Source organism: Pseudomonas sp. M2(2023), from assembly GCF_030263955.1.
Classification (GTDB): Bacteria; Pseudomonadota; Gammaproteobacteria; order Pseudomonadales; family Pseudomonadaceae; genus Aquipseudomonas; species Aquipseudomonas asiatica.
The window spans coordinates 4,800,001-4,814,460 of sequence record NZ_CP127114.1 but is presented as its reverse complement, the minus strand read 5'-3'; the positions used below and the strand labels follow the sequence as shown (position 1 = coordinate 4,814,460).

The following is a 14,460-nucleotide window of genomic DNA, read 5'->3' as shown; positions in this document are numbered from 1 at the left end:
GCCATAAATGGAGGTGCTGTCCATGCGACATCCGCTGCTGTCCGCTTTCTCGCTGTGCCTGGTGCTGGAACTGGGTGGCTGCCAGGCCAGCCTGCCGCCCCTGCCCGCCTGGCAGAGCAGTGAGGGGCGCAGCCATGCCGAGCTGGGGCATATCGTCGATCTTGCTGATGGTCAGCTGATCAGCCCTGAGCAACTGGTGCAGCGCCTGTCTACCGCTCCCCGGGTACTGGTCGGCGAGAAACACGACAACCCCGACCATCACGCACTGCAGCTGTGGATGCTGCGCGCCCTACAAGGCCAACGTGTGCAGGGCAGCCTGCTGCTGGAAATGCTGCAGCCCGAGCAGCAACCGCTGCTGGACAACCTCGCGGGGCAACCTTTGCCGGTAGACCTGCCCAAGGCCTTGGCCTGGCAGGACGGCTGGGATTGGCAGCTGTACGGGCCAATCGTGACCGAGGCTTTGCAGCAGCGGGTGCCTGTGCTGGCCGCCAACCTCTCGCCCGGCGAGATGCGCCAGGCCTATCGTCAGCCGGCTTCGTTACCGGGCGAACGCTCCAATGCGCCGACGGTCAAGGCCGCCTTGCTGGAGCATGTGCGTGCCGGGCATTGCGGGATGCTGCCAGAAAGCCAGTTGCCGGCGATGCTGGCCGTGCAGCAGCAGCGCGACCGGCGCATGGCCGAGCGCTTGCTGGCGGCGCCGCAGCCAGCACTGCTGCTGGCCGGGGCCTATCACGTGCGCAAGGACCTGGGTGTACCGTTGCACTTGGCTGACCTGCAAGCGCAGGGGGAGAGCAAGGTGCTACTGCTAGCTGAGGTTGGTGAGCAGGTCGAGGCAGGCGAGGCTGATTTTGTGTGGTACACGGCAGCGATGCCGGAGCAGGACTATTGCGCGCAACTGCGGTGACGGGGCTGTAATAGGCAAAAAAAGACCCGGCAAATTGCCGGGTCAATAACCGTGATTAGCCTGATGAGGAGATAATCTGAGAGTCCGAACCAGGGGCTCTTAGCTTATCCAACCAGTCTCGCGACCAGTTGTGATAATCATAACTATTCTCATTTCGGCGTCAATCCCTTTCCCGAGATTATTTCTGATTTTTTTGCGCAGGGCTTTTCGCATCCAGTTGTTGGTTGAGCGCTTCTTTGCGCTCCAGCGGCAAATCGTTCCAGTGCATGTCCAGCAGGGCGCCTTCAATGGCATACAACAGCACCTTCGATGCGCGGAACCCTCGTGTCTTCACGGCCTGGTACGCACCTACCGCGCCCAGGCGGCGCAGATCCGATGCACTGTGGATGCCGGCTGCATGCAGCCACTGCGCAGAGGTCTTGCCAAGGTTCTTCAGATGCTGCAATTCATCGTTCATCGAGCCTCCTTGCGATGGCTGAACGGGGATTGGGGGATAAATCGCGAGCAGGTCAGAGAGGAGTGTAGCGGGGGATAGGAAATGCGCGGCCTTTTGCCATAGGGGGCGACGAGATGTCCTGTGCCGGCCTATTCGCGGGTAAACCCGCTCCCACAAGGTTATCTGCAAGCCTCACGACTGAGGCAGTACCTGTGGGAGCGGGTTCACCCGCGAATAGGCCGGCACAGGAAAGCGCCGACCTTACAGCCCAGGCAAGCGCTGGCGAATCTGCTCGATCACCTGGTCCATGCTCCCGGCGCTCTGGGTATCGACGCGGGTGCTCTGCACCAGTTCCTGTGCATCCAGTGGCTCACGACTGGCCTGCTGGGCTTTGACCACTTCCAGGGTGGCATCCGACGGGTCGGTATTTTCTGCCTGGCGCTGCTCCAGCCAGCTGGCGATGACCGCATCCGGCGCATGGCAGTCGAGGATCAGGAACGGCACGCCCGTCTGGCTGGCGATGTCCGCTGCGGCCTGGCGCTGATCACGTTTGAGGTAGGTGGCATCCAGCACCACCGGGAAGCCGGCCCGCAGTACGGTCGCTGCCACCTCGTGCAGGCGCTGGTAGGTCGCGACACTGGCGTCCTGATCATAGATGCCGGTACTCAGCTGGCCAGCCTCAGCCTGCTGCTGTTCACCGAACAGGCGCTTGCGCTCCACATCCGAACGCACGCGGACGGCGCCAAGGGCTTCGACCATGCGCATGGCCACGTGGCTTTTGCCCACAGCCGAAACACCGTGGGTAATGGCCAGCAGGCGCGACGGGATGGCGCTGTAGCTTTCTGCCAGGTTGGCATAGTTGCGGTAGGTGCGAAGAGTGGTGGCGCGCTGCACGCCATCGGCATCGGCTGGCATGCTGAACAGTGCAACCTTGGCCCGTACCAGCGCGCGGTAGGCTTTGTAGAAGTTGAGCAGTTCCAGGCCTTCGTAGTCGCCGGTCAGTTCCAGGTACTGGCTGATGAAGCGGCGGGCCAGGCATTTCAGGCCGCGGTCTTCCAGGTCCATGGCCAGGAAGCCGGTATCGGCGTACACATCGGTCAGGCGGAACGGTTCGTTGAACTCGATGCAGTCGAAGATCACCACCTTGCCGTCGATCAGGGTGGCGTTGCCCAGGTGGATGTCACCGTGGCATTCACGGATGAAACCATTGGCCTTGCGCTTTTCCAGCAGGCCATGCAGGCGCTCGAAGCTGCTGCGTGCCCAGGCCTGCAGGGCGTCGAGTTGCTGCAGGTCGGCCTTGTCGCTGAGGAACGGGCGAATCTGCTCGAAGTTCTGCTCCACAGGTGCCATCACGCTGTCCGGCGTGCCCAGTGGGTGCTCCACCGGCACGCGTGGGGCCTGCAGGTGGAACTCGGCGATCTGCCGGGCCATCTGGTCGATGTGCGCGGCGTTCAGTTCGCCATTGGCCTGCAGGGTGTTGAGCATCTGCCCCTGCGGGAACTGGCGCATCTTCAGCACGTACTCGATGGCTTCGCCTTCACCGCCGATCTGCGGCGCGTCGACGCTACCGGTGATCGGCAACACTTCAAGGTACAGGCCGTCGGTCAGGCGCTGGTTCAGGCGCAATTCTTCGTTACAGAAATGCCGGCGCTGGTCCAGGCCGGTGAAGTCGAGGAAGCCGAAGTTCATCGGCTTCTTGATCTTGTAGGCATACTCGCCGGTGAGCAGGACCCAGGAGATATGCGTCTCGATGAGCTGGAACCCATCCACGGGGTGAGGGTACAGGGCTGGGTTCTGCAACGCAGTGATAAGGGCTTGGCTCACGGGAAATCCTTCCGGGGGCAGGGAATTCGAATGCGCCATTATGGTCAATGGTGCCGTCCCTGCCTACCGCCGGGGGCGTCTGCCCAGCCTTTATAAAGTGCGTATAATCCGCCGCCATGACCCGAACTCGAAATCCCCGTACCCCTCAGAAACGCCCGACCGGCCGCTCCCGCGCCTGGCTGGGCTGGGCTTTGAAGCTCAGCCTGGTCGGCCTGGTGATAGTCGCCGGCTTCGCGGTTTACCTCGATGCCGTTGTCCAGGAAAAGTTTTCCGGCAAGCGCTGGACCATCCCGGCCAAGGTGTATGCCCGGCCGCTGGAGCTGTTCACCGGCCAGAAACTGAGCAAGAACGACTTCCTCACCGAGCTGGACGCGCTCGGCTACCGGCGTGAAAGCGCGGCCAACGGCCCGGGAGCGGCGGCAGTCAACGGCAATACCGTCGAGCTCAATACTCGTGGTTTCCAGTTCTACGAGGGCATGGAGCCGGCGCAATTCGTGCGTGTGCGCTTCTCCGGCGATTACGTGGCAGGCCTTTCCGGCGCCAACGGCAAGACGCTCGACGTAGTGCGCCTGGAGCCGCTGATGATCGGCGGCATCTACCCGAAAAACCTCGAAGACCGCATCCTGATCAAGATCGACCAGGTACCGCCGTACCTGCTCGAAACCCTGGTGGCGACGGAAGACCGCGATTTCTACAGCCACTTCGGGGTGTCGCCCAAGTCCATCGCCCGAGCCATGTGGGTCAATACCTCGGCAGGTTCCATGCGCCAGGGTGGCAGCACCCTGACCCAGCAGTTGGTGAAGAACTTCTACCTCACCAGCGAGCGCAGCCTCAGCCGCAAGCTGACCGAGGCGATGATGGCCGTATTGCTGGAGCTGCACTACGACAAGCGCGAGATCCTCGAGGCCTACCTCAACGAGGTGTTCGTCGGCCAGGATGGTCAGCGTGCGGTGCACGGCTTCGGCCTCGCCAGCCAGTTCTTCTTCAGCCAACCGCTGTCGGAGCTGAAGTTGCACCAGATCGCTTTGCTGGTGGGCATGGTCAAGGGGCCGTCCTACTACAACCCGCGTCGCTATCCGGACCGCGCCCTGGCCCGCCGCAACCTGGTGCTCGACCTGGTGGCCGAGCAGGGCGTGGCCAGCCAGGCAGAAGTCGATGCAGCGAAGAAGATGCCGCTGGGCGTGACCAAGCGCGGCAGCCTGGCAGACAGCTCGTTCCCGGCCTTCCTCGACCTGGTCAAGCGTCAGCTGCGCCAGGACTACCGCGATGAAGACTTGACCGAAGAAGGCCTGCGCATCTTCACCAGCTTCGACCCGATCCTGCAGATGAAGGCCGAAACCTCGATGAGCGAGACCTTCAAGCGCCTCGCGGGGCGCAAGGGGGCGGACGAGGTTGAGTCGGCGATGGTCGTGACCAATCCGGAAACCGGTGAGGTGCAGGCGCTTATCGGCAGCCGCCAGGCCGGCTTCGCCGGCTTCAACCGCGCCATTGATGCCGTGCGGCCGATCGGTTCGCTGGTCAAGCCGGCGGTGTACCTGACCGCGCTGGAACAACCGACCAAGTACACCTTGACCAGTTGGGTGCAGGACGAGCCGTTCTCGGTCAAAGGTGCCGACGGCCAGGTCTGGCGCCCGCAGAACTACGATCGTCGCCCGCATGGCACCATCTACCTGTACCAGGGGCTGGCCAACTCCTACAACCTGTCGACTGCCAAGATCGGCCTGGAAGTGGGTGTGCCCAACGTGATCAAGACCATTGGCCGGCTGGGAGTGAACGTTGACTGGCCAGCCTTCCCGGCCATGCTGCTGGGTGCCGGCGGCATGTCGCCAATGCAGGTCGCGACGATGTACCAGACCATCGCCAACGGCGGCTTCAATACCCCGATGCGCGGTATCCGCAGCGTGCTCACCGCCGAGGGCGAGCCGCTAAAACGCTACCCGTTCCAGATCCAGCAAACCTTCGACCCGGGGGCTATCTACCTGGTGCAGAACGCCATGCAGCGGGTGATGCGCGAAGGCACCGGCCGCTCGGTGTACAACACTTTGCCGCGCAATCTCACCCTGGCGGGCAAGACCGGCACCAGTAACGATTCGCGCGACAGCTGGTTCTCCGGGTTCAGCCAGGACCTGCTGGCCGTGGTATGGATGGGGCGTGACGACAACGGCAAGACGCCATTTACTGGTGCTACCGGCGCCCTGCAGGTGTGGACCAGCTTCATGAAGAAGGCCGACCCGCTGCCGCTGGACATGCCGCAACCGGACAACGTGGTGCAGGCCTGGATTGACCCGTACAGTGGCCATGGGTCTGATGGCAGCTGTCCGGGAGCGGTGCAGATGCCGTATATTCGCGGGAGTGAACCGCCCGCCGGCGCGACCTGCGGCGGCGAGCAGGATCCAGTTGAATCGGTCATGGACTGGGTCAAGGGCTGGATGAATTAAGCACAGGCTGCATTGATGAGGTGTGACGTGAACAAGTGGCTGTTTCCTGCCGTGACGGCGCTGGCTGTGCTCCAGGGGTGCGCCAGCGTCCCGCGCGGCAATATTCCGGTGGTCGACTCGAGCACCCGGGTGTCCAACAGCGAACGCGTGACGGCCAATCGCTCTGCGGGTGGCTATAACGCGGGTACCGCGCAGGCTCAAACGCTGCCTGAAGACTCCGGCGTGACCGTGATGATCCCGCAGGGCGCTGGCGCTTCGGGCATCCAGACGTTCCCGGCGGCCAATGGCGCGGCGCCAATCAGCACCTCGCCGATTACCCCGGGGCCGATCACCCCAGGCCCAATTACCACTGGGCCGGTCACTTCGGCACCAATGACCACCAATCCGAACCCGATCGCCGACGAACCCTTCGACATCGCGGCGATGAACAGCGCCCCGCAAAGCACCAGCGCGCCAACCGGTATTCCGCGTAGCGGTGCTGCTACCGGTGGCCTGTCGGCCGACGAGCAGCTGGACGGCCCGGTGCTGGCGCTGCTGACCACCGCGAAGACCCAGCAGGGCAGCGGTGACTTCAACGGTGCCGCATCGAGCCTGGAGCGTGCTCAGCGCATTGCCCCGCGCGAGCCGCAGGTACTGTACCGTCTGGCCCAAGTACGCCTGTCGCAAGGTGATGCACCGCAGGCCGAGCAGTTGGCGCGTCGTGCCCTGACTTACGCCAATGGCCGCCCGAGCCTGCAGGCCGAGCTGTGGAACACCATCGCCCAGGCCCGCGAGAAGCAGGGTGACAGCGCTGGTGCCGCACTGGCCCGGCAAAAGGCACGGGTCAATTCGTGATGATCGAGCAGCGCATTCTGGATGTTGCCGACCACCTGCTGCTGATCGAACGTGAGCTGCAGGTGCAAGGCTGGTGGGATGACGAGCCGCCAAGCGATGAGGCACTGGCCAGTACGGTGCCTTTCGCAGTCGATACCCTCAGTTTCGAGCAGTGGCTCCAATGGATCTTCCTGCCGCGCATGAAGATCATCATCGAGTTGGGCCACCCGCTGCCCAATGCGTCCGGCATCCTGGTAATGGCTGAAACGGTATTTACCGACCGGCCAGAGCAAAGTCGTGAGCTACGCCGCCTGTTGGCAGCATTTGACCAATTGATTGCTCCTTCCGCCTGATTTCTTCAGTTTTTCCTTCAAGGGCCGCAGATTGTGGCCCTTTTTTGTGGAAATCTTATTTATTCTGCTGCTGAAGCGATTTTTAGTGGTGGCAAGAATTCATCTTGGGGAAAAATTGGCAATAATTTTTCTTGACTTGTTGGCGCCGAATCAGAAGAATCCAATCTCCGCTGTAGAGGGACTGCCAGAAGCAGACCCGCTAAGCAGATCATGAGGCGCACACCCGCGCCGACCTGTTACACCCCGCAACGCGTTACCTCGCGCTGGGTGGGAAAACCCCGCAACACTCTGGGGCGCTCCCAATACTTGCTCAGTCAGTGCTGACGTTCGCTCATGCTCTGCTTGGCAGTAAACCTATTAAGACCCGTCCAGTGAGGGCGGTATTCTGGCGTTTTAGAGGTGAACAACGTGGAGCTTTTATCTGGCGCTGAGATGGTCGTCCGCTTCTTGCGTGACGAAGGCGTTAAGCACATCTACGGGTACCCTGGTGGTGCTCTCCTGCATGTTTACGACGCGCTGTTCAAGGAACCGGAAGTCGAGCACATCCTGGTTCGTCATGAGCAGGCAGCTACCCATATGGCGGACGGCTACGCCCGCGCCACCGGCAAGGCCGGCGTGGTGCTGGTAACCTCCGGCCCGGGCGCGACCAATGCCATTACCGGTATTGCCACCGCCTACATGGATTCGATTCCGATGGTCATCCTGTCCGGCCAGGTGCCTAGCACCATGGTGGGTACCGATGCCTTCCAGGAAACCGACATGATCGGTATTTCGCGGCCGATCGTGAAGCACAGCTTCATGATCAAACATGCCAGCGAAATCCCCGAAGTTCTGAAAAAAGCATTCTACCTGGCGCAATCCGGTCGCCCAGGTCCGGTCGTGGTCGACATTCCAAAAGATATGACCAACCCGGCCGAGAAGTTCGAATACGTCTACCCGAAAAAGGTCAAGCTGCGCTCCTATAGCCCAGCGGTACGCGGCCACTCCGGCCAGATCCGCAAGGCTGCAGAGATGCTGCTGGCGGCCAAGCGCCCGATCGTCTACTCCGGTGGCGGCGTGATCCTCGGTGGTGGCTCCGAAGCCCTGACCGAAATCGCCAAGTCGCTCAACCTGCCGGTCACCAATACCCTGATGGGTCTGGGTGGCTTCCCGGGTACCGACCGCCAGTTCCTCGGCATGCTCGGCATGCACGGCAGCTTTACTGCCAACATGGCCATGCACCATGCCGACGTCATCTTCGCCGTCGGTGCCCGTTTTGACGACCGCGTGGTCAACGGCCCGGCCAAGTTCTGCCCGAACGCCAAGATCATCCATATCGACATCGACCCGGCGTCGATCTCCAAGATGATCAAGGCCGACGTGCCGATCGTCGGCCCGGTCGACAGCGTGCTCAGCGAAATGCTCGGCATCCTCAAGGAAATCGGCGAGCAGCCTGACAAGGCGGCGCTGGATGCCTGGTGGAAGCAGATCGACGAATGGCGTGGCAATGGCGAGCTGTTCCCTTACGACAAGGGCGACGGCAATGTCATCAAGCCGCAGAAAGTCATCGAGACCCTGTGCGAAGTGACCAATGGCGATGCCTTCGTCACCTCCGACGTGGGTCAGCACCAGATGTTCGCGGCGCAGTACTACCGCTTCAACAAGCCGAACCGCTGGATCAACTCCGGTGGCCTGGGCACCATGGGCTTCGGCTTCCCGGCGGCGATGGGCGTCAAGCTCAACTTCCCGGACCAGGACGTGGCCTGCGTGACCGGCGAAGGCAGCATCCAGATGAACATCCAGGAGCTGTCCACCTGCATGCAGTACGGCCTGCCGGTGAAGATCGTCAACCTGAACAACGGTGTGTTGGGCATGGTCCGCCAGTGGCAGGACATGGCCTACAACGGTCGTCACTCGCACTCGTACGTCGAGTCGCTGCCTGACTTCATCAAGCTGGCCGAGGCCTATGGCCATGTGGGTATCCGCATCACCAGCCTGAAGGACCTCAAGCCGAAGCTGGAAGAAGCGTTTGCGATGAAGGACCGCCTGGTGTTCATCGACATCGCGGTTGACCGCAGTGAGCACGTCTATCCGATGCAGATCAAGGATGGCTCGATGCGTGACATGTGGCTGAGCAAGACGGAGCGTACCTGATATGCGGCACATCATCTCCCTGCTGCTGGAAAACGAACCAGGTGCGTTGTCCCGCGTGGTCGGCCTGTTCTCCCAGCGTAACTACAACATTGAAAGCCTGACCGTGGCGCCGACCGAAGACCCGACCCTGTCGCGTCTGACGCTGACCACCGTTGGCCATGACGAAGTGATCGAACAGATCACCAAGAACCTGAACAAGCTGGTCGAAGTGGTCAAGCTCGTCGACCTGTCGGAAAGCGCTCACATCGAGCGTGAACTGATGCTGGTCAAGGTCAAGGCCACCGGTGCCCAGCGCGCCGAGATCAAGCGCACCACGGATATCTTCCGTGGCCAGATCGTCGATGTGACTGCCAGCGTGTACACCGTGCAGCTGAGCGGCACCAGCGACAAACTGGACAGCTTCATCCAGGCGATCGGCACTGCATCGATTCTCGAAACCGTGCGCAGCGGCGTTACCGGCATTGCCCGTGGCGACAAAGTGCTCAGCATCTAAATTCAAAAATTAGCGATGGCTCCGCAGGGGCCGAGATATAACCAGGGGTATTTTCATGAAAGTTTTCTACGATAAAGACTGCGACCTTTCCATCATTCAGGGTAAGAAAGTCGCCATCATCGGTTACGGTTCCCAGGGCCACGCTCAGGCGTGCAACCTGAAGGACTCCGGTGTAGATGTCACCATCGGTCTGCGTAAAGGTTCGGCCACCGTTGCCAAGGCAGAAGCCCATGGCCTGAAAGTGACCGACGTTGCCTCTGCCGTCGCTGCTGCCGACCTGGTCATGATCCTGACCCCGGACGAATTCCAGGGCCAACTGTACAAGCAGGAAATCGAGCCGAACATCAAGAAGGGCGCTACCCTGGCCTTCTCCCATGGCTTCTCGATCCACTACAACCAGGTTGTTCCACGTGCCGACCTCGACGTGATCATGATCGCGCCGAAGGCCCCGGGCCACACCGTTCGCTCCGAGTTCGTCAAGGGCGGCGGTATCCCTGACCTGATCGCCATCTACCAGGACGCCTCCGGCAACGCCAAGAATGTTGCCCTGTCGTACGCTTCGGGCGTAGGCGGCGGCCGTACCGGCATCATCGAAACCACCTTCAAGGACGAGACCGAAACCGACCTGTTCGGTGAGCAGGCTGTTCTGTGCGGCGGTACCGTAGAGCTGGTAAAGGCCGGTTTCGAAACCCTGGTCGAAGCTGGCTACGCGCCGGAAATGGCCTACTTCGAGTGCCTGCACGAGCTGAAGCTGATCGTTGACCTCATGTACGAAGGCGGCATCGCCAACATGAACTATTCGATCTCCAACAACGCCGAGTACGGTGAGTACGTAACCGGTCCGGAAGTCATCAACGAAGAATCCCGCAAGGCCATGCGCAACGCCCTGAAGCGCATCCAGGACGGCGAGTACGCGAAGATGTTCATCTCCGAAGGTGCTACCAACTACCCATCGATGACCGCCAAGCGCCGCAACAACGCCGCTCACGGCATCGAAATCATCGGCGAGCAGCTGCGCTCGATGATGCCGTGGATCTCGGCTAACAAAATCGTCGACAAGACCAAGAACTAAGTCTTATCGAAAGATGAAAAACGCGGCTTCGGCCGCGTTTTTTCGTTCTGACAGTCAGCTTCTGGTATAAAGCAGACCAGTGGCCTGCCGTCAGAACCTGTTTTGCAGGTCCGTGTCGAACATTTTCCATCCTGTTGCAAGGTACCCTCCATGAGCGAACGTCCCGAAGAGCCGAACAAGCCCTCCGACGCCGAAAGCCTGCTACCTGTCGATGAGCACGTTGAAGAAGGGCATGACGCCGAAGGGCGCAAGGTACGCCATCGTGGCATCTACCTGCTGCCCAACCTGTTTACCACCGCCAACCTGTTTGCCGGTTTCTATTCCATCATCAGCTCGATGAGCGCGCAGAGCGCCCTGAGTGCCGGTGACCCGCGCGAGGCGAGCAAGTACTTTGCCTTCGCTGCGATCGCCATCTTCGTGGCCATGGTGCTCGACGGCCTGGATGGCCGTGTCGCGCGCATGACCAACACACAGAGCGCCTTTGGTGCCGAGTACGACTCACTGTCGGACATGGTTGCCTTTGGTGTCGCTCCGGCCTTGCTGGCCTTTGGCTGGGCGCTGGGCGACATGGGCAAGGTTGGCTGGATGGTTGCCTTCATCTATGTGGCCGGTGCAGCACTGCGCCTGGCACGCTTCAATACCCAGGTCGGCACCGCCGACAAGCGCTACTTCATCGGCCTTGCCAGTCCTGCTGCTGCGGGTGTGGTCGCGGGTACCGTGTGGGCGTTCAGCGACTACGGCATCCAGGGCTCCAAGCTGTCGTTCCTGGTGGCGCTGCTGGTGGCTGCTGCCGGCATGCTGATGGTCAGCAACATCAAGTACAACAGCTTCAAGGAGCTGGACCTGAAGGGGCGTGTGCCGTTCGTGGCTATCCTGGCCGTGGTGCTGGTGTTTGCCGTGGTGTTCAGCGACCCGCCGCGTATCCTGCTGCTGATCTTCCTCGCCTATGCGGCTTCGGGCCCGATTCAGTTCCTGCTGAAGTCACGCCGTCGCAAAGCGTGACAATCATTTAATGCTGGAATAACCCGCCGGCTCCATAGTCTTACTGGTACATCCGTTATCCAGTGCTGTGGAGCCGCTCATGCTCATCAAGCTTCCTAGGTCTTCCGAGTGCAAAGCGTCGGAGATCACCCCCGAAGGCATCTACCTCTCCCGTCGTACCCTGCTGGGTGGCTCGTTGGCTGGCCTGGCCTTGGGCGCTTTGCCGAGCATGGCGCGCGCAGCTGAAGCCAGCCGTTACGCCGATGTCGAGGCGGGCAGGGCGCCTGGCTGGTTCAATGAAAAGCTCGCAGCTGCCCGATGGCAGGCAGTAACGGTCAAGGGTGAGGCAATCACGCCGTTCAAGGATGCCACCCACTACAACAACTTCTACGAGTTCGGGCCCGACAAGGGTGACCCGGCGGCCAATGGCGACAGCCTGAAGACCGAACCGTGGAGCGTTGTGGTCGATGGCGAAGTGGGTAAGCCCGGCCGCTATGCGCTGGAGGACTTCGTCAAACCGTACCAGCTCGAGGAGCGCATCTACCGGCTGCGGTGCGTGGAGGCGTGGTCGATGGTCATTCCGTGGCTGGGCTTCCCGTTGGCGCAGGTGCTCAAGCAGGTCGAGCCGACATCCAAGGCACGTTATGTGCGCTTCGAAACCCTGAAAGACCCGGAGCACATGCCGGGGCAGCGTTCGGGGTTCGCCTTGATCGACTGGCCTTATAGAGAAGGCTTGCGCCTGGATGAGGCAATGCATCCTTTAGCGATCCTGGCGGTCGGGATGTATGGCCGGGAGCTGCCCAACCAGAATGGCGCACCGTTGCGGCTGGTGGTGCCGTGGAAGTATGGCTTCAAGAGCATCAAGTCGATTGTGCGTATCAGCCTGGTGGCGGAACAGCCGGGCACCACCTGGGAAGGGCTGGCGCCGGATGAATATGGGTTCTATGCCAATGTGAACCCGACGGTCGACCACCCGCGTTGGAGCCAGGCGCGTGAACGGCGGCTGCCCAGCGGGCTGTTCAGTCCCAATGTGCGGGAAACCCAGATGTTCAATGGCTATGCCGATGAAGTGGCGTCGCTGTATACCGGGCTTGATCTGCGGAAGAACTACTGATGCGTTACCCCTGGTTTCGTCTGGCCATCTTCATCGTGGGATGCCTGTTCCCAGTCTGGTGGTTGTATGAGGCGGCGATGAATCTGCTAGGGCCTGATCCCGGAAAGATCATGATGGACCGGCTTGGGCTCGGGGCGCTGACCTTCCTGCTGGTTACCTTGGGCATGACGCCGCTGCAGAAGCTGACGGGATGGTCGGGCTGGATCGTGGTGCGCCGGCAACTGGGGTTATGGGTGTTTGCCTATATCGTGCTGCACATCCTGGCTTACCTGTTCTTTATCCTTGGGCTGGACTGGGGGCAGTTGGCGGTGGAGTTGCGCAAGCGGCCATACATAATTGTGGGTGCGCTTGGGTTTCTTGGATTGCTGGCCCTGGCGGTTACCTCGAATCGGTATAGCCAGCGGCGCCTGGGTGTGCGTTGGAAGAAGCTGCACCGGTTGGTGTACGTGATACTTGGGTTGGGGTTGCTGCATTTCTTGTGGATCGTGCGCTCGGATCTGCGGGAGTGGGCTATCTATGCGGTTATTGGGGCTGTGTTGATGGTGTTGCGGGTTCCCGCGGTTTCGCGGGTGCTGCCCAGGGTTGGTCGGAGGCAGGGGAGGGTGGTTTGAGCGTTTACTTCAATTTCTTGAAATTAAAGGTTGACGCCCTCTCGAATCCCCTTATAATGCGCCCCACTTCCAGCGACATCGGAACGACAAACTTCTTGAAATTCAACAAGTTAGGTTGTTCAGAAAGAGTTGAAAGGGCTACGATCAAAGGATCGACAGCGGTTGAGATGATGGTTGACAGTGCTTCTAAACGCTGTATGATTCGCCTCCCGCTACGAGAGATCGCAGCGAGTCAAGTGTTTGAAGCCAAACGAGTTTCTCGCAAAAAACTTCAAAATAAACACTTGACAGCAAATGAGGAAAGCGTAGAATGCGCGCCTCGGTTGAGACGAAACGCTCTTAACCAAACGCTCTTTAACAAATCGAATCAAGCAATTCGTGTGGGTGCTTGTGAGTACGGACTGATAGTCACAAAGATTATCAGCATCACAAGTGGCCATGCGAGAAATCACATAGTCATTTGAGATTGCTGAGCCAAGTTTAGGGTTTCTTAAAAACCCAAGCAGTATTGAACTGAAGAGTTTGATCATGGCTCAGATTGAACGCTGGCGGCAGGCCTAACACATGCAAGTCGAGCGGATGACGGGAGCTTGCTCCTTGATTCAGCGGCGGACGGGTGAGTAATGCCTAGGAATCTGCCTGGTAGTGGGGGACAACGTTTCGAAAGGAACGCTAATACCGCATACGTCCTACGGGAGAAAGCAGGGGACCTTCGGGCCTTGCGCTATCAGATGAGCCTAGGTCGGATTAGCTAGTTGGTGAGGTAATGGCTCACCAAGGCGACGATCCGTAACTGGTCTGAGAGGATGATCAGTCACACTGGAACTGAGACACGGTCCAGACTCCTACGGGAGGCAGCAGTGGGGAATATTGGACAATGGGCGAAAGCCTGATCCAGCCATGCCGCGTGTGTGAAGAAGGTCTTCGGATTGTAAAGCACTTTAAGTTGGGAGGAAGGGCAGTAAGTTAATACCTTGCTGTTTTGACGTTACCGACAGAATAAGCACCGGCTAACTCTGTGCCAGCAGCCGCGGTAATACAGAGGGTGCAAGCGTTAATCGGAATTACTGGGCGTAAAGCGCGCGTAGGTGGTTCGTTAAGTTGGATGTGAAAGCCCCGGGCTCAACCTGGGAACTGCATCCAAAACTGGCGAGCTAGAGTACGGTAGAGGGTGGTGGAATTTCCTGTGTAGCGGTGAAATGCGTAGATATAGGAAGGAACACCAGTGGCGAAGGCGACCACCTGGACTGATACTGACACTGAGGTGCGAAAGCGTGGGGAGCAAACA

At 60.2% G+C, this 14,460-nt stretch carries 12 protein-coding genes and 1 rRNA gene (1 of these 13 only partly in view); 11 read left to right on the top strand and 2 right to left on the bottom strand.

Going from position 1 to position 14,460, the window contains the following annotated elements:
- Positions 1 to 22 precede the first annotated feature (22 nt).
- Entirely contained in the window at positions 23 to 904 is an 882-nt protein-coding gene (locus tag QN085_RS22140; RefSeq protein WP_024087753.1) for a ChaN family lipoprotein, read from the top strand.
- A 178-nt stretch (positions 905 to 1,082) separates the two neighbouring features.
- On the opposite strand, the gene QN085_RS22135 is transcribed toward QN085_RS22140, so the two are convergent.
- On the bottom strand, positions 1,083 to 1,361 hold the full coding sequence (locus QN085_RS22135; protein ID WP_013974260.1) for a TfoX/Sxy family protein: 279 nt from the start codon (positions 1,359 to 1,361) through the stop codon (positions 1,083 to 1,085).
- A 240-nt stretch (positions 1,362 to 1,601) separates the two neighbouring features.
- A complete protein-coding gene (locus QN085_RS22130; protein WP_023661649.1) occupies positions 1,602 to 3,164 on the bottom strand; it encodes a bifunctional aminoglycoside phosphotransferase/ATP-binding protein in 1,563 nt (520 codons plus the stop codon).
- Between the two features lie 116 nt (positions 3,165 to 3,280).
- Here QN085_RS22130 and mrcB point away from each other — a divergent pair, with 116 nt between their 5' ends.
- From mrcB to QN085_RS22080, 10 genes are all read left to right on the top strand, one after another.
- A complete protein-coding gene (gene mrcB, locus QN085_RS22125) occupies positions 3,281 to 5,602 on the top strand; it encodes a penicillin-binding protein 1B (RefSeq protein WP_023661650.1) in 2,322 nt (773 codons plus the stop codon).
- A 15-nt stretch (positions 5,603 to 5,617) separates the two neighbouring features.
- On the top strand, positions 5,618 to 6,436 hold the full coding sequence (locus tag QN085_RS22120; protein ID WP_039615235.1) for a tetratricopeptide repeat protein: 819 nt from the start codon (positions 5,618 to 5,620) through the stop codon (positions 6,434 to 6,436).
- Entirely contained in the window at positions 6,436 to 6,768 is a 333-nt protein-coding gene (locus tag QN085_RS22115) for a YqcC family protein (protein ID WP_031324603.1), read from the top strand. Before QN085_RS22120 ends, QN085_RS22115 begins: the two co-directional genes overlap by 1 nt.
- Positions 6,769 to 7,176: 408 nt before the next feature.
- Positions 7,177 to 8,901 (top strand): acetolactate synthase 3 large subunit, encoded by a 1,725-nt coding sequence (locus QN085_RS22110; RefSeq protein ID WP_015271834.1) that lies wholly within the window; start codon positions 7,177 to 7,179, stop codon positions 8,899 to 8,901.
- Position 8,902: 1 nt separating this feature from the next.
- Positions 8,903 to 9,394, top strand: coding sequence for an acetolactate synthase small subunit (gene ilvN, locus QN085_RS22105; RefSeq protein ID WP_003250040.1), 492 nt, complete (start codon positions 8,903 to 8,905; stop codon positions 9,392 to 9,394).
- A gap of 55 nt (positions 9,395 to 9,449) precedes the next feature.
- Positions 9,450 to 10,466 (top strand): ketol-acid reductoisomerase, encoded by a 1,017-nt coding sequence (ilvC, locus tag QN085_RS22100; RefSeq protein WP_013974255.1) that lies wholly within the window; start codon positions 9,450 to 9,452, stop codon positions 10,464 to 10,466.
- A gap of 150 nt (positions 10,467 to 10,616) precedes the next feature.
- The gene (gene pssA / locus QN085_RS22095) at positions 10,617 to 11,468 is read left to right on the top strand and encodes a CDP-diacylglycerol--serine O-phosphatidyltransferase (RefSeq protein WP_009685387.1); all 852 of its coding nucleotides are present in this window, start codon (positions 10,617 to 10,619) and stop codon (positions 11,466 to 11,468) included.
- Positions 11,469 to 11,547: 79 nt separating this feature from the next.
- Positions 11,548 to 12,561: a protein-methionine-sulfoxide reductase catalytic subunit MsrP gene (gene msrP / locus QN085_RS22090; protein WP_041506416.1), complete on the top strand. Its 1,014-nt coding sequence runs from the start codon at positions 11,548 to 11,550 to the stop codon at positions 12,559 to 12,561.
- Positions 12,561 to 13,172, top strand: coding sequence for a protein-methionine-sulfoxide reductase heme-binding subunit MsrQ (gene msrQ / locus QN085_RS22085; RefSeq protein ID WP_013974253.1), 612 nt, complete (start codon positions 12,561 to 12,563; stop codon positions 13,170 to 13,172). The genes msrP and msrQ overlap by 1 nt, the downstream gene beginning before the upstream one ends.
- 510 nt (positions 13,173 to 13,682) lie before the next feature.
- Positions 13,683 to 14,460: ribosomal RNA gene (locus QN085_RS22080) — 16S ribosomal RNA — on the top strand; it runs 759 nt beyond the window's last position.